At 70.1% G+C, this 22,668-nt stretch carries 21 protein-coding genes and 1 pseudogene; 15 read left to right on the top strand and 7 right to left on the bottom strand.

Translation table 11 applies throughout. The annotated features are described in order from the left end of the window. Positions 1–31 precede the first annotated feature (31 nt). Together KZC50_RS14460 and KZC50_RS14455 are read left to right on the top strand one after the other, a co-directional pair. Positions 32–1,504 (top strand): aspartate ammonia-lyase, encoded by a 1,473-nt coding sequence (locus tag KZC50_RS14460; RefSeq protein WP_301132673.1) that lies wholly within the window; start codon positions 32–34, stop codon positions 1,502–1,504. A 78-nt stretch (positions 1,505–1,582) separates the two neighbouring features. Beyond that, entirely contained in the window at positions 1,583–2,014 is a 432-nt protein-coding gene (locus tag KZC50_RS14455) for a DUF4190 domain-containing protein (protein ID WP_053547582.1), read from the top strand. A 37-nt stretch (positions 2,015–2,051) separates the two neighbouring features. Here KZC50_RS14455 and KZC50_RS14450 read toward each other — a convergent pair whose 3' ends face one another. After that, a complete protein-coding gene (locus KZC50_RS14450; RefSeq protein WP_310892120.1) occupies positions 2,052–2,915 on the bottom strand; it encodes a fumarylacetoacetate hydrolase family protein in 864 nt (287 codons plus the stop codon). A gap of 88 nt (positions 2,916–3,003) precedes the next feature. On the opposite strand from KZC50_RS14450, the gene KZC50_RS14445 reads away from it, so the two are divergent. The 3 genes from KZC50_RS14445 to KZC50_RS14435 all read left to right on the top strand — a co-directional run bounded on the left by KZC50_RS14445 (position 3,004) and on the right by KZC50_RS14435 (position 5,456). Then, the gene (locus KZC50_RS14445; RefSeq protein ID WP_301132675.1) at positions 3,004–4,221 is read left to right on the top strand and encodes a PrsW family intramembrane metalloprotease; all 1,218 of its coding nucleotides are present in this window, start codon (positions 3,004–3,006) and stop codon (positions 4,219–4,221) included. 152 nt (positions 4,222–4,373) lie between these two features. Beyond that, positions 4,374–4,742: an FKBP-type peptidyl-prolyl cis-trans isomerase gene (locus KZC50_RS14440; RefSeq protein WP_053547579.1), complete on the top strand. Its 369-nt coding sequence runs from the start codon at positions 4,374–4,376 to the stop codon at positions 4,740–4,742. Between the two features lie 156 nt (positions 4,743–4,898). Continuing rightward, the gene (locus KZC50_RS14435) at positions 4,899–5,456 is read left to right on the top strand and encodes a YceI family protein (protein WP_053547578.1); all 558 of its coding nucleotides are present in this window, start codon (positions 4,899–4,901) and stop codon (positions 5,454–5,456) included. Here the strand turns inward: KZC50_RS14435 and KZC50_RS14430 are convergent. Beyond that, positions 5,416–6,423: a DMT family transporter gene (locus KZC50_RS14430; RefSeq protein ID WP_310892119.1), complete on the bottom strand. Its 1,008-nt coding sequence runs from the start codon at positions 6,421–6,423 to the stop codon at positions 5,416–5,418. The genes KZC50_RS14435 and KZC50_RS14430 overlap by 41 nt on opposite strands. Before the next feature lie 146 nt (positions 6,424–6,569). Here KZC50_RS14430 and rpsO point away from each other — a divergent pair, with 146 nt between their 5' ends. Beyond that, the gene (rpsO, locus tag KZC50_RS14425; protein WP_053547576.1) at positions 6,570–6,839 is read left to right on the top strand and encodes a 30S ribosomal protein S15; all 270 of its coding nucleotides are present in this window, start codon (positions 6,570–6,572) and stop codon (positions 6,837–6,839) included. A 314-nt stretch (positions 6,840–7,153) separates the two neighbouring features. Then, positions 7,154–8,686 (top strand): asparaginase, encoded by a 1,533-nt coding sequence (locus KZC50_RS14420; RefSeq protein WP_236968372.1) that lies wholly within the window; start codon positions 7,154–7,156, stop codon positions 8,684–8,686. 65 nt (positions 8,687–8,751) lie between these two features. On the opposite strand, the gene KZC50_RS14415 is transcribed toward KZC50_RS14420, so the two are convergent. Both KZC50_RS14415 and KZC50_RS14410 read right to left on the bottom strand, forming a co-directional pair. Beyond that, positions 8,752–9,777 carry an isopenicillin N synthase family dioxygenase gene (locus KZC50_RS14415; RefSeq protein WP_301132682.1) on the bottom strand — a complete coding sequence of 342 codons (1,026 nt, stop codon included), beginning with the start codon at positions 9,775–9,777 and terminating at the stop codon, positions 8,752–8,754. Positions 9,778–9,829: 52 nt separating this feature from the next. Continuing rightward, positions 9,830–10,930 (bottom strand): acyltransferase family protein, encoded by a 1,101-nt coding sequence (locus tag KZC50_RS14410; protein WP_310892118.1) that lies wholly within the window; start codon positions 10,928–10,930, stop codon positions 9,830–9,832. Positions 10,931–11,080: 150 nt separating this feature from the next. Between KZC50_RS14410 and KZC50_RS14405 the strand changes: the two genes are divergently transcribed. Both KZC50_RS14405 and KZC50_RS14400 read left to right on the top strand, forming a co-directional pair. Next, on the top strand, positions 11,081–12,289 hold the full coding sequence (locus KZC50_RS14405; RefSeq protein ID WP_375294617.1) for an LLM class flavin-dependent oxidoreductase: 1,209 nt from the start codon (positions 11,081–11,083) through the stop codon (positions 12,287–12,289). Between the two features lies 1 nt (position 12,290). Beyond that, entirely contained in the window at positions 12,291–12,935 is a 645-nt protein-coding gene (locus tag KZC50_RS14400) for an FMN reductase (protein WP_310892116.1), read from the top strand. Here the strand turns inward: KZC50_RS14400 and KZC50_RS15700 are convergent. The 3 genes and pseudogenes from KZC50_RS15700 to KZC50_RS14390 form a co-directional block, all read right to left on the bottom strand. Then, a complete protein-coding gene (locus KZC50_RS15700; RefSeq protein WP_375294614.1) occupies positions 12,878–13,738 on the bottom strand; it encodes a response regulator in 861 nt (286 codons plus the stop codon). The two genes, KZC50_RS14400 and KZC50_RS15700, sit on opposite strands and share 58 nt — an antisense overlap. A gap of 34 nt (positions 13,739–13,772) precedes the next feature. Further along, positions 13,773–13,892 (bottom strand): annotated as a pseudogene (locus KZC50_RS15695) (hypothetical protein); the annotation flags it as partial. A gap of 135 nt (positions 13,893–14,027) precedes the next feature. After that, entirely contained in the window at positions 14,028–14,627 is a 600-nt protein-coding gene (locus tag KZC50_RS14390) for a DedA family protein (RefSeq protein ID WP_310892115.1), read from the bottom strand. Between the two features lie 151 nt (positions 14,628–14,778). Between KZC50_RS14390 and KZC50_RS14385 the strand changes: the two genes are divergently transcribed. The 6 genes from KZC50_RS14385 (at position 14,779) to KZC50_RS14360 (ending at position 22,547) form a co-directional block, all read left to right on the top strand. Further along, complete coding sequence (locus tag KZC50_RS14385) at positions 14,779–16,803, top strand: GDSL-type esterase/lipase family protein (RefSeq protein WP_310892114.1); 2,025 nt, start codon at positions 14,779–14,781, stop codon at positions 16,801–16,803. A gap of 274 nt (positions 16,804–17,077) precedes the next feature. After that, positions 17,078–19,333 carry a polyribonucleotide nucleotidyltransferase gene (locus KZC50_RS14380; RefSeq protein ID WP_310892113.1) on the top strand — a complete coding sequence of 752 codons (2,256 nt, stop codon included), beginning with the start codon at positions 17,078–17,080 and terminating at the stop codon, positions 19,331–19,333. A gap of 243 nt (positions 19,334–19,576) precedes the next feature. Continuing rightward, entirely contained in the window at positions 19,577–20,572 is a 996-nt protein-coding gene (locus tag KZC50_RS14375) for an aldo/keto reductase (RefSeq protein ID WP_310892212.1), read from the top strand. A gap of 86 nt (positions 20,573–20,658) precedes the next feature. After that, positions 20,659–21,261 carry a histidine phosphatase family protein gene (locus KZC50_RS14370; protein WP_301132784.1) on the top strand — a complete coding sequence of 201 codons (603 nt, stop codon included), beginning with the start codon at positions 20,659–20,661 and terminating at the stop codon, positions 21,259–21,261. A gap of 21 nt (positions 21,262–21,282) precedes the next feature. Continuing rightward, the gene (gene dapB, locus KZC50_RS14365) at positions 21,283–22,101 is read left to right on the top strand and encodes a 4-hydroxy-tetrahydrodipicolinate reductase (protein ID WP_310892112.1); all 819 of its coding nucleotides are present in this window, start codon (positions 21,283–21,285) and stop codon (positions 22,099–22,101) included. Continuing rightward, positions 22,098–22,547: a tetratricopeptide repeat protein gene (locus KZC50_RS14360; protein WP_301132697.1), complete on the top strand. Its 450-nt coding sequence runs from the start codon at positions 22,098–22,100 to the stop codon at positions 22,545–22,547. The genes dapB and KZC50_RS14360 overlap by 4 nt, the downstream gene beginning before the upstream one ends. Positions 22,548–22,668 lie beyond the last annotated feature (121 nt).

Here is a 22,668-nt window from a genome sequence, read left to right as displayed (position 1 = left end):
CCGCCGTGACCAACCCACGAGGACTGCACACATGGCTCTGGACGCGATGACGCGCACACGTACCGAGACCGACTCCCTGGGATCCCTGGAGATCCCCGCCGACGCGTACTGGGGTATCCACACCGCCCGCGCGTTGGAGAACTTCCCGATCTCCAAGAGACCGATCTCCGTCTACAAGGACCTCGTCTGCGGTCTGGCGATGGTCAAGCAGGCCTCCGCGCGCGCGAACAAGGAGATCGGCGTCCTGGATGCCGAGAAGGCGGACCTCATCGACCGGGCCGCCCAACTGGTGATCGAGGGACGGTTCCACGACCAGTTCGTCGTCGGGGTGATCCAGGGCGGGGCCGGAACCTCGACCAACATGAACGCCAACGAGGTGATCACCAACATCGCCCTCGAACTCGCCGGGCGCGAGAAGGGCGACTACGCGTTCCTGTCGCCGATCGACGACACCAACCGCAGCCAGTCGACCAACGACGTCTACCCGACCGCGATCAAGGTCGGCCTGAGCCTGGATCTGCTGACGCTGATGGAGGAGCTCGACCTCCTGCGGAAGGCGTTCCTGGCCAAGGCCGTGGAGTTCCACGACGTGCTGAAGGTCGGGCGCACCCAGTTGCAGGATGCCGTGCCCATGACCCTCGGGCAGGAGTTCCACGGCTTCGCCACGACGCTCGGGGAGGACCACAAGCGCCTCACGGAGAACGCGTACCTGCTGTACGAGATCAACATGGGCGCCACGGCGATCGGGACCGGCATCACGACGCACCCGGATTACGGGGCGGCGGTGCTGCGTCATCTGCGGGAGATCTCCGGACTCGACCTCGAGCTGGCGACCGACCTCGTTGAGTCGACGAGCGACACGGGCGCCTTCATGTCGTTCTCCTCGACGCTCAAGCGCAACGCGATCAAGCTGTCCAAGATCTGCAACGACCTGCGGCTGTTGTCCTCCGGGCCGCAGGCGGGTCTCGGTGAGATCAACCTGCCCGCCCGCCAAGCGGGTTCGAGCATCATGCCCGGCAAGGTCAACCCGGTCATCCCCGAGGTCGTGAACCAGGTGGCGTTCGCCGTCGCCGGCGCCGACCTCACCGTCACGATGGCGGTGGAGGGCGGTCAGCTTCAGCTCAACGCGTTCGAGCCCGTCATCGCCCACTCGATCTTCCAGTCGATCACGTGGATGCGGCGTGGGATGCACACGCTGCGGGTGAACTGCGTCGACGGCATCACGGTCAATCGCGAGCGTCTCGGTGCGATGGTCGGATCGTCCGTCGGGGTCATCACCGCGCTCACGCCGCACATCGGATACGCGGCGGCGGCCGCCCTCGCCAAGACGGCGCTGCTCACCGGGCACAACGTCGCCGATCTCGTGGTGGAGGCGGGGCTGATGTCGCGCGAGGACGTGACGAAGCAGCTCTCCCCGGCACGGCTGTCCGGTCTCGAGGCGGTCACCGCGGCCATCCCCGTCATCGCCGCCGGCGACATCGACGGTGACGACACCGGGGCGTGAGCGCGGCGCGGGAGCGCGAGATTGCAGCGCCGATGCGCAGCCGATACGGTCAGGCAGAATCCGAGTGAGAGGAACCCCATGACCGACCCCCAGAACCCCGCGGACCACACGCCGCCGCCCGCCCCCTCCGCAGCAACGCCCCCCGCCTACTCCGCCGCCCCGCCTGCCGCTCCGTCGGGTCCGGCGACCGGCCCCGTCCCGGGCAAGACCCTCGGGATCGTCGCTTTCGTCCTGTCGTTCTTCATGCAGGTCATCGCGCTGATCCTCGGCATCGTCGCGCTGGTCCAGAGCCGCAAGGCCGGCGCGAAGAACCCCTGGGCCGTCGCCGCGATCATCATCAGCTCGGTTCTGCTGGTCCTGGGGGTCATCGCGGCGATCGTGTTCTTCGCCGTCGTCTTCCCGACGCTCATGCAGGCGACCGAAGAGGTCGTCCGCCAGTGCCAGCAGCTCGGTGGCGGCGTCTACGAGATCAACGGGGTCATGGTCGACTGCGACCAGATCCTCGGCTGAGCCGTCCTCTTCGGGGCGCTGTCCGCGCCGCCGCTCCTCAATCGAGGATGCGGCAGTGCGTGGTCAGCGCCCCGATGCCGTCGATGCCCACGGTGACCGTGGAGCGATCGCGGAGGAACACCTGAGGATCGCGGGAGTACCCGGCGCCTCCCGGGCTCCCGGTGGAGATGAGGGTTCCCGGCAGGAGCGTCGCCGAGGACGACAGATGCGAGATCAGGGTGGCGACGGGACGGACCATCTGATCGGTGGAGGCATCCTGCAGGGTCCGGCCGTCGAGGACCGTCCAGATGTGCAGTCTCTGCGGGTCGGGGACCTCGTCGGCGGTGACCACGAACGGTCCGGTCGGGGTGAACCCGTCGAAGGACTTGCAGCGCGACCACTGCGCTTCGGAGTACTGGATGTCACGCGCGGTGATGTCATTGACGACGGTGTAGCCCCACACATGGTCGAGGGCGTCTTCCGGGGAGACGTCCTTCGCGGGCGTTCCGATGATCACGCCGAGCTCGGCTTCGTAGTCGACCGCTTCGCTCAGGGAGCGGGGCCACGCGGTGGTGGCCTGGTGGGCGGCGAGGGAGTTCGGCCACAGCACGAAGACGGTCGGGGTGGAGTCGGTCTTCAGACCCAGCTCGCTCGAGTGCGCGGCGTAGTTGAGGCCGACCGCGAGGATGACCGGCGGTGCGAGCACGGCGGAGGCGAAGGGCATGCCCGCCAGCGGATGCCGAGGCGCACGCCCGGCCGCATCGCGCACACGGTCGAGCAGCTCCTGCCCGCCGGCGATCAGGTCTTCCAGCACGCGGGGCGCGCCGTCGAACAGCTCGGACACGAAGATCGCCTCGTCGCCCTCGGCGATGACGAGCTGCGCTGACTCCGAGCCCGGGGGGATGACGTGGGCGAAGCGCATCCTCCCAACCTAGCGGGCGGGTGGGGCGGGGGAGCGTTGTGGTCTTTGTGATCACGCCCCGCCGAACGCGGACCGTAGGCTGTCAGCCATGACGAATCCGTCCGGTCCCGCTCCCGGGAGACCGTCGCTGACGCCGCCGCCGTTCCCCTCCGCCCTGGCCCAGCCGCCGCACGCGAGCGCCGCCGCGATCCCCGCGACCGTGGTCACCGACGCCGTGGTCCCGGTGCCCGCGCGGAAGGGGCGCTCCGCCCCGATCTGGGCGATCGGCATCCTCGCCTTCGTCACGGTCGGGCTCGTCGGATACTTCCTGACCTTCCTCGGGGCGGGGGCGTCGCTCCTCGGGATGGTCCTGGCCCTGGTGCCGCTCGCGCTCGTCCTCGTCGCCGTCCGGCTGGTCGACCGGTGGGAGCCGGAGCCGCGCGGCCTGGTCGTGTTCGCCGTCGCGTGGGGCGCGGTCGCCGCCGTGGGCATCGCGCTCGCCGTCGATCTCGGGATCACCACCTTCTTCGGCCCCGCCGACACCCCGCTCCGCGAGGCTCTGCAGTCCGTGGTCCAGGCGCCGATCGTCGAAGAGGTCGGGAAGGGGCTGGGTCTCCTCCTGCTATTCGCGACGGCCCGGCGCGCGTTCGACGGGCCCGTGGACGGCATCGTCTACGGCGCCCTGATCGGTGCCGGCTTCGCCTTCACCGAGAACATCCAGTACTTCGCGGTGAGCTTCCTCGAGGGCGGCGCGGAGACGGTCACGGCGACGTTCTTCGTCCGCGGCATCCTCTCGCCGTTCGCGCACGTGATGTTCACGTGCCTCATCGGCTTCGCCCTCGGTCTCGCGGCGCGCCGCGGGGCGTCCTTCGGCGCGGCCCTCGGGCCCTGGCTCCTCGGGCTCGCCGGCGCGATCGGCCTGCACGCGCTGTGGAACGGCTCGGCGGTCTTCGGCGATTTCTTCGCCCTCTACGTCGTCCTGCAGGTGCCCCTCTTCGTCGTGTTCGTCCTGGGCGTGCTGATGCTGCGCCGCGAGGAGGCCCGGCTCACGCGCACCCGACTCGGCGAGTATGCGGCGGCGGGCTGGTTCACGCCGCAGGAGGTCGAGATGCTCGCGAGCTCCCCGGGGCGCCGGGCCGGCATGGCATGGGCGCGGACGCTGCGCGGCGACCGGACGGCCGTCATGCGCGAGTTCATCGCCGACGCGACCCGCCTCGCGGCGGCGCGGCAGCGCGCGATCACCGGTCGAGACCCGCACGCCGCCCACGACGAGCAGGAGCTGCTGGTGAAGACCGCGGCGGCCCGCGCGGCCCTGTTCGCACCCTGATCCGTCGGGGGAAGGATGCTCCGGGAAAGACTCAGCGCCCGGTGCCGCGGCGATGCCTGCGTGACTCCCGAGCGCTGAGTTGGTCTTCCCTCAGGATGCCGAATGCGCGCCCTCGCTGTCAAGGGTCCTGTGGCACGTGCTTGGATGGAGGAATGACTGACGACCGCACTAAGCCCGAGATCGACGCCCCCACCGGACCCGCACCGGCCGACCTCGTCATCCGCGACATCATCACGGGTGACGGCGCCGAGGCGAAGCCCGGCGACAACGTCACCGTCCACTACGTCGGAGTCGAGTACACCTCCGGCGAGGAGTTCGACTCCTCCTGGAACCGCGGCGAGACCATCCAGTTCCCGCTCCGCGGTCTGATCCAGGGCTGGCAGGACGGCATCCCCGGCATGAAGGTGGGCGGCCGTCGCGAGCTGGTCATCCCGCCTCACCTCGCCTACGGCACCGGCGGCGGCCACTTCCTCGGCGGCAAGACCCTCATCTTCATCATCGACCTCGTCGCCGTCGGCTGACCGACCGGCAGGGAACGGGCGGGATCGGGATTCACCTGGTCCCGCCCGTTCACGTTCCGGTCAGGTTCGATTCATTCATGGGAATAGAATCGTGGGATGCCCCGGTTGGGGAGATCGAACCGCCACCGAGCGGCCTGACCTGAAGGATTGACCTCTATGACCACCACTGCCACCGACATCCCCGGCTACCGTCCCGGCGTCTGGGAGCTCGACCCCGCGCACAGCGAGGTCAGCTTCGTCGTCCGTCACATGATGATCTCCAAGGTGCGCGGCGCCTTCGACATCAAGCGCGCGACCCTCACCGCCCCCGAGAACCCCCTCGAGGCCACGCTCACCGCCCAGGTGGACGCCGCCTCCCTCACGACGAAGGATGCCGGGCGTGACGAGCACCTCCGCTCCGCCGAGTTCTTCGACGTGGAGAACCACCCCACCATCGACTTCGTGTCCACCGGTGTGCGCATCGAGAACGGCGACTTCCTCGTCGACGGCGACCTGACCATCCGCGGCACCACCAAGCCCGTCACCTTCGACGTCGACTTCGGTGGCTTCGGGTCCGACCCGTGGGGCAACTACAAGGCCGGCGCGACCGCGAAGACGGTCATCAACCGCGAGGAGTTCGGCCTGACGTGGAATGCTGCGCTGGAGACCGGCGGCGTCCTCGTAGGCAAGGACGTCACGATCGAGCTCGACCTCCAGGGCGCTCACCAGGCGTGACACCCGGAGGGGAGGGGGCGGCGGCTGCGGCTGTCGCCCCCTTCGTCGTCTTCGGTCGTCGTCTCAGGCGGTCCTGTGCGAGGAGGATGCCGAGGAAGACGATCACGGCACCGGCGGGTTCGTTCCAGTGCAGCGGTTCGCCGAGGATCAGGATGCCGAGGGCGACCCCGACGACCGGGGTGATGTAGGTGACCGTCGAGGCGCGCGTCGGCCCCCACGCGCGGACGGTGTTCTGGCTCCAGATGTAGGCGATTCCCGTGCCGAGGCAGCCGAGCAGGAGGACGCTGATGAGGACCGGGACGTCCGGTTGCAGGGGAGAGAGGGCCACCGCGGGTGTGAGGACGATCATGATCGCCGCCGCGATCCCGATGTTCAGGAACGAGAACGTCAGCGCCGTCATGCCGGAGGCGGAGACGAAGCGCCGCATGTACGCCAGGCTGAACCCGTAGCACGCGGTCGCGCCGAGGATCGCGAAGGAGGGCACGAGACCCTCGCCCTCGGCGGCCCCCGGCCCGATGATGACGGCGACACCGGCGATGCCGAGGAGGATGCCGAGGATCTGCGTGCCGCCGAGGCGCTCGACGCGGAACACGGCCCATGCCATGATCGCCGTCATGATCGGCGTGGTGGCGTTGAAGATGCTGGCGAGTCCGCTCGTCACGTACTGCTGCGCCCACGAGAAGAGGAGGAACGGCGCGACGCAGAACGACACCGCCAGGACCGTCATGTGACCCCAGACCGCGAGGCTCCGGGGGAGTCGATCGCGACGCAGCGCGACGAAGACGCCGAGGGTCAGGGCGCCGAGAACCAGGCGGGACCATGCGACCTGTCCGGGGGACATCCCGGTGAGCGCGATCTTCATGAACAGGAAGCTCGATCCCCAGATGGTCCCGCAGAGGATGAACTGGATCGCGATCGAGACGCGGGAACCCTTCGCGAGGTCGCGGGCGGGAGCATCGGCGGTCACCGCCCGACTCTAGCGCCGCCCCGCGACATCGTCCGTGCGTGCCACCTGGTAGACTCGTGCAGTTGCCGTTGGATCGGCCGCGGATAAAGAGAGCTCACGCATCCTGCGTCGGGCGCCGCGCAACAAGCAGAGAGGGGATCGAATCTATGGCACTTGAAGCAGATGTCAAGAAGGCGATCATCGAAGAGTACGCGACGCACCCCGGTGACACCGGATCCCCCGAGGTGCAGGTCGCGATGCTGTCACAGCGCATCAAGGACCTGACTGAGCACCTGAAGCAGCACAAGCACGACCACCACTCGCGTCGTGGGCTGTTCCTGCTCGTGGGTCAGCGCCGTCGTCTGCTCGGCTACCTCCAGGACATCGACATCGAGCGCTACCGCTCGCTGATCGAGCGCCTGGGTCTGCGTCGCTGACGCGACCGGAGGTCGAGCACCGCGTCTCACGCGGAGCACGCACCAGCGTTCAATCGCGCAAAACTTTCTTGGAAGGCCGCCCCAGGTGTGGGGCGGCCTTCGTCGTTCCCGGAGGTCTCACCGCCCGTTACACACGCATCGGGCAGCGGAAACACCGGGGAAATCTGTCTGAGTAACGTCTGTGTCAGGGCTCCTCGCCCCCCACGGTCCCTCTCCTCCGGCCCTTCCGGCGACCCGCCGAACGGCTCTCCTTGGCGTACCCGCAGAAGGGCGCAGCGGCCGTGGCACCCCGCATCCCCGGAAGGACACCGTCCGTGCACTCACCCCTCCGCAGCGTCTCCCGACGCCTGCGCCGCGCCGCCGCCGTCGGCACCGTCTCCGCTCTCGCCGCGTCGGGACTCGTCGCGGCATCCGTCGTGGCCGCCGCCCCCGCCGTCGCCGCCGAGAAGCCGAAGGTCACGGTCGTCGCGACCGGCGGCACGCTGGCCGGCAAGGCCAACGGCCGTGACACCTACACCAGCTACCGCGCCGGAACCTATCCGATGGCGGACCTCATCGCCGGCATCCAGCCGGAGGTCTCCGCCTTCGCCGATGTGGACGTCGTCCAGTTCGGCAACGCCGGATCCGGCGGCTACACGATCGCCCAGTATCGCGAGCTGACCCTCGCCGTCGAGGCCGCGCTGACGACCTCGGATGCCGTCGTGGTGACCACCGGCACCGACACCATGGAGGAATTCGCGTACTGGCTCGACCTCACGGTCCAGAACAAGAAGCCGGTCGTGATCACCGGTGCGATGCGCCCATGGGCAGCCGGCGACACCGCCGCCGATGCGACCGTGCTCGGATCGGACGGCCCGGCGAACCTCCTGCAGTCGATCCGCCTCGCCGCGAGCCAGTCCACGTTCTGCTTCGGGACGGTCCTCATGCTCAACGACGAGATCCACGCGGCGCGTGACGTCACGAAGGGGAACTCGACCCGCAACGACACCTTCGTGACCCGGATGTCGGGCGTCCTCGGCTGGATCGACGGGGCGAACGTGGTGGTCAACCGGGCGCCGGCGCGCGTCCTCGACTGCGCCTCGGAGGACTGGTTCACACCCTTCGACCTCGACGAGGTGTCGGGCGACCTTCCGCGGGTGGAGATCTTCTACAACTACCAGGCCGCGGGAGGCGAGGCGATCGCCGCCTACGCCGCCGCGGGCGTGAAGGGCATCGTCACGGCCGGAACCGGCGCCGGCGGGATCTCCGCAGCCCCAGGCCGCGAGCGCACGGCCGCCATCAACAACCAGGGCATGTGGTTCGTCAGCACGACCCGGACCGGAAGCGGCTCGGTGTCCGGCGGCTCGGGCAACATCATCCCCGGTGGCGACCTGCTCCCGCAGAAGGCACGCCTGCTGCTGCTGCTGAGCCGCACCTTCACCGAGGACGTCGCCGTCGCCCGCGGGTGGTTCTCGGACTTCGGCAACCCTTCCTTCAGCACCGCGTCCCTCGCCGGCTCGGTCGACCCGCTCCCCGGGGGCTCGACCCCCGAGCCGGAGCCGACGGGAGAGCCGACGCCGACCGGTGAGCCGACGCCCACCGGAGAGCCCACGCCGACGGAGGAGCCCACCGCGGAGCCGACCGGTGAACCCACCGCGGAGCCGACGGGCGAGCCCACGCCGACCGCCCCGGGCGCTGTGGCCGGTGGAGGCACCGGCGGCGGTTCCGACGGCGGATTCCTCGCCGTGACGGGAATGGGCGGGATCGGCGCCGTCGTCTTGGCCGCCATGATGATGCTTGGCGCCGGCGTAACCGCCGTCATCCGGCGCCGCCACCGTCATCTCGGTGAGCAGGTCATCTCGCACTGACCCGACGGATGTCGCGATGACGACGATGCGGCCACGGGGAATCCCCGTGGCCGCATCGGCATTCCTCAGGCGCTGTCGTCCGCGCGACGCCGGGCCAGGAGATCGGCGTGGTGGATCTCGGCGACGTCGGGGTGCGCCCGCAGCCGCGACTTCAGGGCGTTCTCTCCGAACACCGCGTGGATCGGGTTCGCGGGGTCCTGCGTGACGCCGCGTGCCGCGGCGGCGAGGTCGGCCTGAAGCTCGATGAGCGGCAGGCGGGCATCCAAGGACGGATTGAAGAAGAACGGCACGGAGATGCGATCCTCCGGGAACCGCGGGGAGACGACCCGGTGGTTCGTCGCCACCAGATACCCCTGCGTGGCGTACTCCAGCATCTCGCCGATGTTCACCACGAAGGCGCCCTCGACCGGCGGTGCATCCACCCAGGTCCCCGCCTTCTCGACCTGCAGTCCGCCGCGGCCCGGCTCCACCCAGAGCAGGGTGAGGACGCCGGCATCCTTGTGCGCTCCGACACCCTGCTGCGGCTCCGGCGCCGTGGTCCCGGGGTAGCGCACGACCTTCAGCAGGGTCGCGGGCTCGGCGAAGGAGGCATCGAAGAACGTCTCGGGCGCACCGAGTGCGCGCGCCCACGCACCGAGGAGTCGGCGAGAGATCGCGATGAGGTGCGCCTGCCATTCCTCGAGCACGATGCGCAGCTCCGGTTGCGCCGGTGGCCAGAGGTTCGGCCCGACGAGTCGGGTGTGATCGGGCGCGGTCGGGTCCTCGACGGCGGGGAGCTCGGGTCCGACGTCGATCTGCTCGCGCCAGTCGACCCGTCCCTGCGTGCGCTCGCCGCCGACGCGGGTGTAGCCCCGGAAGTGCGGACTGCGGATGTTCTCGATCGCGAGCTTGTCCGCCTCCGGCAGGGCGAAGAAGGCGCGCGAGACCCGCAGGAGATCCGCCTCGAGCTGCGGCGGGATGCCGGTTCCGGTGAGGTAGAAGAAGCCGACCTCGTGCGCGGCGCGGCGGAGCTCGGCGCGGAAGCGTGCGGCGTTCTCCGCGCCGGCGTCGAGGTCGGACAGGTCGAGGATCGGCAGGGACAGCTCGGACATCCCCCGACGATACGCCTCCGGACGCCGGCGGTCGGAGGCGTGTTGCCCCGCGTTACCGCTCGGGCCGGCGGGCGCCCGTCGGATCGGTGCGGCGCCCTTCGCGTCCGGCGAGCGTGGGATCGGCGAAGAGCCAGGCCGGGCGCGGTTCGACCAGAGGCCGGAAGACGCGACGGACGGGCCCGGACGACAGGAATACCGCGATGGCCACCGAAGCCAGCAGCATGACGGGAAGCCAGACCCAGTCCGGGCGCGCGTCCCGGAGGATGCCGGTCTCGCGGAACGGATAGAGGACGAAGGTGTGCAGGAGGTAGACGTACATCGTGTACTGGCCGAGCGTCGTCCACCGCTTCTGTCCGCGGGGGATGAGGACGAAGAACGCGGCGCTCAGCACGAGGGCGACCGTGATCAGCAGCAGGCGGATGCCGCCCGCCCACCATGCGGCGAGGCCGAGGCTGGAGTAGTCGTCGCGGTAGAACATCCATGTCCCGAGGCCGACATCGCGCCACGTGTCCGAGAAGAACCACGCGATCGCCATGGCGCCGAGGAGGATCGCCGCGGCGAACACGACGAGCGGCCATGGGCGGGGGCGGAGGAGCCGGTGCCGTTCGACGATGTCGTGCTGATGCAGCCACCAGCCGATGGTGAAGAACGGGAGGAGGCCCAGCGCGCGCGACAAGGAGAAGGTCGCGTCGATGTGGGGGAGGTAGCCGGCCCCGACGGAGATGGCCACCGTCCACAGCACCGGCCACCGCAGGAGCGCGAGATAGGGCAGCGCGACGCGGAAGATCGCGAGCGCGAGGAGGAACCAGAGCGTCCACGACGGCTGGGTGGGGTCGATTCCCGGGTCGCCGTCGATCACCCATGACAGGAGGGACCAGATGGTCTCGAAGATCAGGTAGGGGATCACGATGTCGGTGAGCACGCGCGCCATCTGCCGTGACGTGGGGGCTCCGGACTTGGAGAAGTACCCGGCCATGATCGCGAACGCGGGCATGTGGAAGGCGTAGATCGCCAGATACACCGCGTACGCAGCATCCGAGTCGTAGGTGAGGCGCTGGATCGCGTGACCCGCGACGACGAGGATGATCGCCGCGAATCGTGCGTTGTCCCAGAAGGGCGTTCGCGTCTTCCGGGGTGCGGTGGTTTCGCTCATGACGCCGCCACGTTACTCCTGGCGGACCTCCGGGAATACTCTGAGAGCGTCGGCGTTGCAGGGGATGCATTCATTTGCATAGATTGGCCTCGGAGGATCCCGAGGACCCAGAGCGGAGAGATCGTGAACGACACCACCCCGTGGCCCGCGATGCAGTTCGGCATCTTCACGGTGAGCGACATCACCGAAGACCCCACCGACGGACGCACGCCCAGTGAAGCGGAGAAGATCCGCAACACCATCACCGTGGCCCGGCACGCCGAAGCCGTGGGGCTCGACGTCTTCGCGCTCGGCGAGCACCACAACCCCCCGTTCTGGTCGTCGTCGCCGACCACGACGCTCGCGTACATCGCCGGTCAGACCGAGCGGCTGCTGCTGTCGACGGCGACGACGCTGATCACGACGAACGATCCGGTCAAGATCGCCGAGGACTACGCGATGCTCCAGCACGTGTCCGGCGGGCGCACCGACCTGATCCTCGGCCGGGGCAACACCGGACCGGTCTATCCCTGGTTCGGAAAGGACATCCGCCAGGGTCTCGCGCTCGCGATCGAGAACTACAACCTGCTCCACCGCCTGTGGCGGGAGGATGTCGTGGACTGGGAGGGACAGTTCCGCACGCCCCTCCAGGGGTTCACCTCGACCCCCCGGCCCCTCGACGGCGTCCCCCCGTTCGTGTGGCACGGGTCGATCCGCACCCCTGAGATCGCCGAGCAGGCCGCCTACTACGGCGATGGCTTCTTCGCCAACAACATCTTCTGGCCGAAGGAGCACTACCAGCGCCTGATCTCGCTCTACCGTCAGCGCTTCGCGCACTACGGCCACGGCACCCCCGAGCAGGCGATCGTGGGCCTGGGCGGACAGGTCTTCATGGCGAAGAACTCTCAGGACGCCGTCCGCGAGTTCCGCCCCTACTTCGACAACGCCCCCGTCTACGGGCACGGGCCGAGCCTCGAGGACTTCAGCGAGATGACCCCACTGACCGTCGGATCGCCGCAGCAGATCATCGATCGCTATGCCGGTATGCGGGAGACGTTCGGCGACTACCAGCGCCAGATGTTCCTCATCGATCACGCGGGGCTTCCGCTGAAGACCGTGCTCGAGCAGCTGGACATCCTCGGCGGCGAGGTGATCCCCGTCCTCCGGCGCGAACTGGCGAAGGACCGTCCCGCCGACGTGCCGGATGCGCCCACGCACGCGGGTCTGGTCGCTCGCGCCTACGGCGACGCGGCTCCCCGTCAGGCGGTCTCGGCCGGCAACCGCGGCGACAACCTGACGGCGGGCTCTCCCTACCGGGACGCCGCGGTCGCGTCGGCGGGGTCGGCATCCGGCGCCGCGGCGATGAAGAAGGGAGCCTGACATGACCCGACGTCGGATCGCGGTCATCTCGGCGGGGCTCTCCAGCCCGTCCTCGACCCGGTTGCTCGCCGATCGCCTGTCGGCGGCGACCGCCGCAGCGCTGACGGAGCGCGGGGTCGAGACGGAGGTCGAGGTGTTCGAGCTGCGCGACCTCGCCCACGAGATCACCGACAACCTCCTGACCGGATTCGCCCCGCCCGCGCTCGCCGCCGCCATTGAGGACGTCGTCTCCGCGGACGCCCTCATCGCCGTCACCCCGATCTTCTCCACGAGCTACTCGGGACTGTTCAAATCCTTCATCGACGTCCTCGAACCCACTTCGCTCACCGGGAAGCCCGTACTTCTGGGCGCGAACGCCGGCACGCCCCGGCACTCGCTCGCCATCGACTACGCCATCCGGCCGCTGTTCGCCTACCTGCATGCCGAGCCCGTGTCGACAGGCGTGTTCGCGGCGTCGAGCGACTGGGGGGCGGATGCCGACACGGTGACTCCGCTCGGCGACCGCATCGACCGGGGCGCGCGCGAGCTCGCCGACGCGATCGTCGGTCGGGCGCCCGCTGCGGCGGCGGATCCGTTCGACCCCGCCCACTACCTCGGCGAGGGACGGTCCTTCGCGGACCTGCTCGGGGGAGGGACCGGCTCCTGACGGGCGCAGTCCCTCAGCGGCGCCAGCGGTACTCCGACTCCGGTCTGCCCGGAGCGCCGTACCGCGCACCCCGCTCGATGCGGCCGGCCTCGACCAGGTGCTCGAGATACCGTCGCGCGGCGACTCGCGACATGCCCAGCCTCCCGCCGGTGGAACAGGCGGTACTGCTCGAGGCGTTCGTGGAGAGCCGCGAACGTGAACGGCTTGACGAGATAGTGCGTCGCCCCCAGGCTGATCGCCTGGCGCACCACTTCCGCGTCGCGCACCGACGTGATGGCGATGACGTCGACCTCCGCCCCGTGGGCTCGGAGGTGACGGAGCACGTCCAGACCGGAGCCGTCCGGCATCGTCATGTCCAGGAGGATGAGGTCGACGCCGTCCCCCGGTGCGTCCTCGAGCACGGCGGCGACCGCCGCGCGCGCCCCGGAGCATTCGGCGACGACCTCGAACCCTTCGATGCGGTCGATGTATCCGCGGTGCAGCTCCAGCGTCAGAGCCTCGTCATCCGCCAGCATCTGACTCTGTCGGGCGGACGCGGTGAGCAGGCTGACGGCCTCCTCCGTCCTGCCGAGCTCCAGGAGCGCGACGGCGGTGTGCATGCGATTGCCGTGCTCGTGCGTCTGCGCACGGAGCGCCTCCCCGAGGGTGCGCATCGACGCGGCGGCGGCGAGGGTGTCGCGCACGGCGCGCGCCGGAAGGTCGCCGGTGACGCGCCGTGTCGCGCGGCGGGCGAGAGCGGCTCCCCCGAGGCCCGCGGCGACGAGCCCTGCCGCGATCCCGACGGCCACGAGGACGCGGGTCACGATGGGTGATCCGGATGCCGCCCACGTCCATGACCGTGACGAAGTCCGCCGGGGTGCCCTCCATGACGCCGACGGCGACCGGCTGCAGGACCTCCGTCGCGCGTGCGGGATCGTCGTCGGCGACCGCCTCGACCACCGTGGGGCTGACGGACAGGGTGTAGGCGATGGCCGCGGTGACGCGCTCCGCCTCGGATCGCGTGGCGCGCTGAGCCTCCCAGAGGCGCGAGTCCCCTCCATCCGATCACACCCGGGGACGACCGCGCGAGAGACCGATACGACCGAAATGGTCTCAGGGGCGGGAGGACCTCCCGCCCGCACGGGAGAGGGCGACGTCGATCAGGATGCCCAGCGTGAGGGCCACCGCGATCGACACCGCCACCGCGGTGGTCGGTCCGCCGGGGACCAGACGCGCAACCACCGCGCCTACGACAGCCTGATACGCCGCCCACGCCGTTGCGGCGGTCGCGGCCAGCGCGAGGTGCTTCGCCGCCGGCACACCCGCGGCGCCCGCCGTGAGATTCACGGCCAACCGGGCGAACGGCACGAAACGCGCGGCGAAGAGGACGACGGCGGTGCTCCGGTCCAGTCGCGTCCGGGCCCACGTGAGCGCGGCACCGACCCGGCGCGCGCGCATCCATCGCCATCGGTCCGTCCCGACGCGTCGTCCGATGAGGAAGCAGACGGCGTCGCCTGCGGTTGCGGCGGCGGCGGCGACGAGGATGATCGACACGAGGCCGGGCGAGCCGGTACCGGCGGACACGGCACCGAACGCCGTGACGACGACCTCGCCCGGAACGACGACGAGCAGCGCATCGGCGAACACCAGCAACGCCATGAGCGGGAGGGCCCACGCGCTCGCACCCACGATGGGGAGCATCTCGTCCAGCACACGCCGAGGGTCTCACCCTGCGGTGAACTGCATCCGAACGGAGTGCGAGGGTGACGCGCGAGGGTGACGCGCGAGGGAGCGTCGGATGAACAGTCGGCGAAACCAGCCGGGGAGGGCGATGGTCGTGACGGAGGGCGGTCACCCTGGTCTTGTGAGAGTCGCGCTTCTGGCCGAGTCCTTCCTTCCGCACATGAACGGCGTCACCGGGTCGGTCCTGCACGTCCTACGACACCTCTCTGACGCCGGGCACCAGACGCTCGTCATCGCGCCGCGGTCCGACGATGCGGACGACCCGAGCGCCGGCCACGGCGTCTCGGCGGAGCTCCGAGCGTCTGCGTCCGGAGCTCCGCTGTACGGTGCGCGGACGGCCCTGCTGCGGTCGGTGCCGCTCCCCGGGTACCCGCAGGTGCGCGTCGTGTTCGCCCGGGCGGCGCGGCTGGCGGCGATCCTCCGCGCGTTCGAGCCGGACGTGGTCCACCTCGCTTCGCCGTTCGTACTCGGGTGGCAGGGTGTCGCCGCCGCCGATGCCCTGCGCGTGCCGACGGTCGCGATCTACCAGACGGATGTCGTCGCCTACGCCCGCCGGTACGGACTTCCTCACGCGACCTCCCTCGTGGAACAGCACACCGCGCGCCTGCACCGGCGGGCGACGCTGACACTCGCACCCTCCACCGCGTCGCTCCGACAGCTCGAGGAGCTCGGCGTCGACCGCCTCCGGCACTGGGGGAGGGGTGTCGACGCCGACCTGTTCGCGCCGCACCGGCGCGACGAGGGCGTGCGCGCGCGCCTGGCGGGCGGTGACCTCGTGATCGGATACGTCGGCCGCCTCGCACCCGAGAAGCAGGTGGAGGATCTCCGCGTCCTCTGCGACCTCCCCGGAGCGCGCGTCGTGATCGTCGGCGACGGTCCGTCGCGATCCGCGCTCGAGCGGGCGATGCCGTCGGCGGTGTTCACCGGGCACCTCGCCGGGGAGGACCTGGCGCGGACCCTTGCGGCGTTCGACGTCTTCGTGCACCCCGGAGAGAGCGAGACCTTCGGCCAGACGATCCAGGAGGCCCTCGCGTCCGGGGTTCCGGTCGTGGCCACCGGCACCGGCGGGCCCGTCGACCTCGTGCGCTCGAGCGTCGACGGATGGCTGTATCGGCCGGGCGACCTCGGCGATCTGCGCGCGCGGGTCGTGGATCTGGCAGGTGACGCCGGGAAGCGTCGCGCCTTCGCCCTCGCCGCAAGGGAGTCCGTGCGGTCACGATCGTGGGCGGCGCGTGTCGGGGAACTCCTCGGGCACTACCGGGACGCGCAGGAGCTCCGCCCGATCGACGATGCACTCCTGCGCCGAGCGGGCACGCGCCCTGCCGCGCCATCCCCCGCGGTCCGCTCCGCGGTCCCGTGGCGCCGGTACGTCGCCCTCGGCGACTCTCTGACCGAAGGGCTGTGCGACAGCTCCCGGGAACCGCGGGGCCGCTACCGGGGGTGGGCTGATCGGCTGGCGCAGCTCCTCGCCCATGCGGGCGACGACGGAGCCGGACTGCGGTACGCGAACCTGGCGGTGCGCAGTCGGCGCGTCCGCGACCTCGCCGTGGACCAGGTGCCTCGTGCTCTGGCGCTGCGTCCCGATCTCGTGTCGGTGTTCATGGGTGCGAACGACCTCGTGGGGCACGCGGCGGATCCGGTGCGCCTCGCCCGGGAGCTGCGCGCGTCCGTGGAGACGTTGCGCGCGTCGGGCGCCGATGTGCTCCTGGTCACTCCCTTCCTGCCCCGGCGGCGTGCGGCGCGCATCTTCGGACGGCGATTCGCGGTGTTCGCCTCGGAGCTGCGGCGGATCGCCGCCGAGACGGGGGCGGTGCTGCTGGATCTCGAGGCGCTCCCGGAGATCGGCGACCCCGCCATGTGGGCGGACGACCGTGTGCACCTCCGCTCCCGGGGACACCGCTTCCTCGCCTACCGCGCCGCGGACGTCCTCGGCGTGCCCGACGCCGAGGCGCTGGGAGAGCTGGACGCGGCGCTGCACGAGACCGTCGACCCTCCGGCATCCGGGGCGTGGATCACGGCCCACGCCCTCCCGTGGGTCTGGCGGCGGATGCGCGGGCGCACGGCGGGCGACGGTGTCCGCTCCAAGCACGACGATTACGTCCTCGTCGGAGGCCGCGGCCGGGCGACGGTGACGCGCTCCGGGTGACGTGCACGGCGCGGTCAGGTCCGCCCTGGTACGCTTGCTCCGGTCGCTCCGGCGGCCGCTCAACTCCATATGAGCTCACGGAGCAGGCCGGCAGGAAGCTGGTCCCCTGTGGTGGTCTCCTCGTCGCGTTCGCGCCGGGTGGATTTCTACTGGTGGCCAGCGCTGGCGAGTCAGCGGGGGAGACCCGCACGCCGAGATCTGCCTGTTCCTGCTCCTTCGCACGATCTCGCGCGCGAAACGCGCGTGCGAGTCTAAACAAAGAAGGAGGGACCTCTTGGAAGGTCCGGAAATCACTTTCGCCGAAGCAGTCCTCGACAACGGACGCTTCGGAACCCGTACGGTCCGGTTCGAGACCGGCCGTCTGGCTCAGCAGGCGCAGGGCGCCGTTGCGGCCTACATCGACGAAGAGACGATGCTGCTGTCCGCCACCAGCGCGGGCAAGCACCCGCGGGAGGGCTTCGACTTCTTCCCGCTGACGGTGGATGTCGAAGAGCGCTCCTACGCCGCCGGCAAGATCCCCGGCTCGTTCTTCCGTCGTGAGGGTCGCCCCTCCACGGAGGCGATCCTCGTCTGCCGTCTGATCGACCGTCCGCTGCGCCCCTCGTTCGTCGAGGGCCTGCGGAACGAGGTGCAGATCGTCGTCACGGTGCTCTCGATCGCCCCGGGCGAGTTCTACGACGCCCTCGCCATCAACGCGGCGTCGCTGTCGACCCAGATCTCGGGTCTGCCGTTCTCCGGCCCCATCGCCGGTGTTCGTCTCGCGCTCATCCCGGGCCAGGGCGGCACCGAGGATCAGTGGATCGCCTTCCCCAAGGCGGAGCAGCTGCAGGAGGCCGTGTTCGACCTGATCGTCGCCGGCCGCGTTCTGCCCGACGGTGAAGTGGCCATCATGATGGTCGAGGCCGAGGCCACCGAGCACAGCTGGAACCTCATCAAGGCGGGCGCCACCAAGCCCAGCGAGGAGGTCGTCGCGCAGGGTCTGGAGGCCGCGAAGCCGTTCATCAAGCAGCTCGTGGAGGCTCAGAACTCGGTTGCGAGCTCCGCGGCGAAGGAGATCAAGGAGTTCCCGGTCTTCCTTCCCTACTCGCAGCAGACCTACGACTTCGTCGCGCACCGCGCGTACGACGCGCTGGTGCCGGTGTACCAGATCGCCGACAAGGTCGAACGCCAGAACGCCGACGACGAGATCAAGGAGCGCGTCAAGGCCGAGCTCCTCGCCGCCGTCGAAGCCGGTGAGCTGCCGGCGGTTGCGACCCTCGAGTTCAACGCCGCCTACAAGTCGGTGACGAAGACGATCGTCCGCGGTCGCATCCTCTCCGAGGGTGTCCGCATGGACGGACGCGGTCTCGCCGACATCCGTCCGCTGGATGCCGAGGTCCAGGTGATCCCGCGCGTGCACGGTTCGGCGATCTTCCAGCGCGGCGAGACCCAGATCCTCGGGGTCACGACGCTCAACATGCTGAAGATGGAGCAGCAGATCGACTCGCTGTCGCCCACGACCAGCAAGCGGTACATGCACCACTACAACTTCCCGCCCTACTCGACCGGTGAGACCGGCCGTGTGGGCAGCCCCAAGCGTCGCGAGATCGGGCACGGCTTCCTGGCCGAGCGCGCACTCGTGCCCGTGCTGCCCAGCCGCGAGGAGTTCCCGTACGCCATCCGCCAGGTCTCCGAGGCCCTCGGGTCGAACGGCTCGACCTCGATGGGCTCGGTGTGCGCGTCCACCCTGTCGCTCCTGAACGCCGGTGTGCCGCTGCGCGCGCCCGTGGCCGGTATCGCGATGGGTCTGGTCACCGACGAGGTCGACGGACAGACGCGCTACGCCGCGCTGACCGACATCCTCGGTGCCGAGGACGCCCTCGGGGACATGGACTTCAAGGTCGCCGGTACCAGCGAGTTCGTCACGGCGATCCAGCTGGACACCAAGCTCGACGGCATCCCCTCGAGTGTTCTGGCTGCGGCGCTGACGCAGGCCAAGGACGCCCGGATGACGATCCTCGACGTCCTCAACGCCGCGATCGACGGACCCGACGAGATGGCGCCGACCGCACCCCGTGTGATCAGCGTGCAGATCCCCGTCGACAAGATCGGCGAGCTGATCGGCCCCAAGGGCAAGACGATCAACGCGATCCAGGACGAGACCGGTGCGCAGATCTCGATCGAAGAGGACGGCACCGTCTACATCGGCGCCACCGACGGGCCCGCCGCGGAGGCGGCGCGCGCGCAGGTCAACGCCATCGCCAACCCGACCAACCCCGAGGTCGGCGAGCAGTTCCTGGGCACCGTGGTGAAGATCGCGACCTTCGGTGCGTTCATCTCGCTCCTGCCCGGCAAGGACGGTCTGCTGCACGTCAGCGAGGTCCGCAAGCTCGCCGGTGGCAAGCGCGTCGAGAACGTCGAAGACGTGCTCGGCGTCGGACAGAAGCTGCTCGTGCGCATCACCAAGATCGACGACCGCGGCAAGCTGTCGCTCGAGCCGGTGGTCGAAGAGGCCGCCGCCGACGACGCGGAGGCTCCCGCCGAGGCCTGATCCTCCTCTGCACGACGCCCGTCCCGCTCGCGCGGGGCGGGCGTCGTGCGTATGTCCGTGACCGAACCGTTATGCGGTGTTCACGGACTGTCTGCCGCAATGGTCACCGATGTCGCACGGCTGGCCTACTCTCGAAGAACGCGCCGGGGGGCTGCGGACACGGTATCTGCGCACCTGTCGCGGCTCGTCGTGAGGGGGTGGCAACGGGTGCACACGCAATCGCACACGCACACCGAGTCCGCCCTGCGCGCATCGGCCGGTGCCGCGGCGTCGCACCCGTCCGCGCCGATCCCCGTGCAGGGGCCGCCGGTGGGATCCGCGGTGCGGGTCGCCCTCGGTGAGAGCGGACTGTCGGTCTTCCCTCTCATCCTCGGAGGGGCCGAGTTCGGCTGGAACGTCGATCTGGAATCCAGCCACGACATCCTCGACGCCTACCTCCTGCGCGGCGGAAACGCCGTGCACACGTCGGACGCGTACTCCGCCGGTCGCAGCGAGCACATCATCGGCCAGTGGCTGCACTCGCGCGGCGTGCGCGACGACATCGTCCTCACCGTCAGAGTCGGAGGACACCCCGACAACCCGGGTCTCGGGCCGGTGAGTCTCGTGCGCGCCGTGGAAGCCTCACTCGTGCGATTGGACACCGATCGCATCGACGTGCTCACCCTCGACGCGATGACCGACTCGGCGACAGCTCTCGAAGACACCCTCGCGACCGTCGAGTGGCTGGTGGAGTCCGGAAAGGTGCGGGCCATCGGCGCGGCCGGCTACACCGCCGCCCAGCTGGTCGAGGCGCGGATCCTCTCGTCGGCCGGCTACCCGCGTCTGACCGTCCTGGACGTGCCGTTCAACGTGCTCCGCCGCCACGAGTTCGACGCCGATCTCCGCCTCGTCGCCGGTGCCCAGGGGATGGCGGTCACTCCGAGCCATGCACTGGAGCACGGCTTCCTCTCGGGGCGCCACCGCTCGCGTGTCCGCACCGGCCTGTCGGTGCGCGGCGCGCAGATGGCCGCGCACCTGAACCGGCGCGGGTCGCGCACGTTGCGCGCGCTGGACGAGGTCGGAGTCGAACTCGGCGTCCCCGATGCCGCGGTGGCGGTGGCGTGGCTCCTGTCCCAGCGGCTGGTGACGGCGCCGATCGTCAACGCCTACGCTCCGGCCCATGTCGAGGAGCTGGTGCAGGGCGTCGGGGTGCGACTGAGCCGGGCCCAGCTCGCCGAGATCGGACGTGCTTCGCAGTAGCGGGGCGGGCGTGCGGCATCCGCGCGCTCTGACATAGGGTGGGAATGCGTGCCCTCGGGCACCGGATCCCCGACGAAGTGAGCAGCGTGACGCACTACATCTACCTCGTGCGGCACGGCGAACACCAGGACGCCGAGCACGGACTCATCGACGGACCCCTCTCTCCCCGTGGGCGACGCCAGGCCTCGCTTCTCGCGGACCGCCTGTCGGGCGTCCCCTTCGACGCCGTGTGGCATTCGCCGCTGATGCGTGCGAGTCAGACGGCGGATGCCGTCGCCGAGCGCATGCCGTCGGTGTCTCCGCAGCCGTCCGCTCTGCTGTTCGACTGCATTCCGACGGGGATGACGCCGGAGACCCCGGCGGTGTTCGAGCCGTTCTTCGGCTCCATCACCGAGGCGGAGGTCGAGGCGGGCCGGGCGCAGATGGACGACGCCGTCAGCGCCTTCCTCGTGCGCCGTACCGAGGACGTGCACGAGCTCCTCATCACCCACAACTTCGTCATCGCGTGGTTCGTGCGAGAGGTCCTCCAAGCGCCCGAGTGGCGATGGATGACGCTCAACCAGGCCCACTGCGGCCTGACGGTGCTCGCCCAGAAGCAGGGACGCCCGTGGACCGTGCTGTCCCACAACGACACCGCGCACCTGCCGGTGGAGATGCGCACCGGCCTCCCCGAGCCGTACGCCTTCTGAGCCGCGCCTAGGATGGAGCGCATGACGACGCGCGTGGCCATCGTGGGCGGCACCGGCAAACTCGGACGCATCATCTGCGATGTCCTCGCCGCCGAGGCGGACTACGACGTCGCGGCCGTGCTCACCTCCCGGTCGCCTCTCACGGACCTCGACGGAGCGGACCTCGTCATCGACGCGTCCGTCCCGGCGGTGTCCATCGACGTCGTCCGCGCCGCGGCCGAGCGCGGGATCGACATCATCGTCGGCACCTCGGGTTGGTCGGCCGAGCGGATCGCCCTGGTACGGCCGGCGATCCAGGCCTCCGGGATCGCCGCCCTCTTCGTCCCGAACTTCTCCCTCGGGTCGGTTCTCGGGTCGGCGATCGCGGCCGCCGCCGCGCCCTTCTTCCCCTCGGTGGAGATCATCGAAGCCCACCGTGAGACGAAGATCGATTCGCCGAGCGGCACCGCGGTGCGCACGGCCGAGCTCATCGCGGACGCGCGTCGGGAGGTCGGCCCGGTGGCGGCACCGTACGTGGACCAGCGTGCCCGCGGCCAGCAGGTCGCCAGCATCCCGGTGCATTCGCTGCGCCGACCCGGTGTCGTCGCCCGCCAGGAGACGGTCCTGTCCGGTCCCGGAGAATCCCTCACGATCGTCCACGACACCGTGGAACCCGCACAGGCCTACGGGCCCGGCATCCGGCTCGCGCTCGGTGCCGTCCGCGACCTGCGGGGGGTGACGGTGGGGCTCGACAGCCTCATCGACATCGGCATCGGTCGTCCCGTTCCCGGCGACGTCGGCGACGGCGGTGTGGACGACGGCGGCGCCCCCGGTCAAGTCGCCCGCGCCACGGGAGTATGAGCGCTCGGATCGGCGTGGCCGTCATGGCCGCCGCCCTCGCTCTCTACATCGTCCTCGTCGGCCAGCGCGCGGTCATCTTCCTCGCCAGCGGAGACCCGGTCGGGGTCGCGATGGGGATCGCCCTCATCGTGCTTCCGGCGATCGCGGTGTGGGCGCTCGGCCGAGAGCTCTGGTTCGGCGTTCGTGCGCAGCGGCTCGGTCGTCTCCTGGAAGACGAGGACGCCCTTCCCGAGGTCGACGTCGCCGTGCGTCCGAGCGGGCGCATCGTGCGCAGCGAGGGGGAGGTCCTCTTCCCGCGGTTCCGTGACGACGTCACCGCCCATCCCGACGACTGGCGCGCCTGGTATCGACTCGGTCTCGCCTACGACGCCGCGGGCGATCGCCGCCGCGCGCGGGAGGCGGTCCGCACCGCGATCCGGCTCGAAAAGGACGACGACGGCTCCTGATCCGCTCTATCGTGGACTCGGCATCCCACCGCCGGGGGAGTCCGGATACATCTCCGGATGGATGTCGCGCGAGACATGCGGCGGCTATCGTGGCCCGAGTACGGTTCGCGCTCACACGGAA

Origin of the sequence: Microbacterium aurantiacum (assembly GCF_031625015.1) — a bacterium.
GTDB classification, from domain to species: domain Bacteria; phylum Actinomycetota; class Actinomycetes; order Actinomycetales; family Microbacteriaceae; genus Microbacterium; species Microbacterium aurantiacum.
This window is presented reverse-complemented; position numbering and strand designations above follow the sequence as displayed.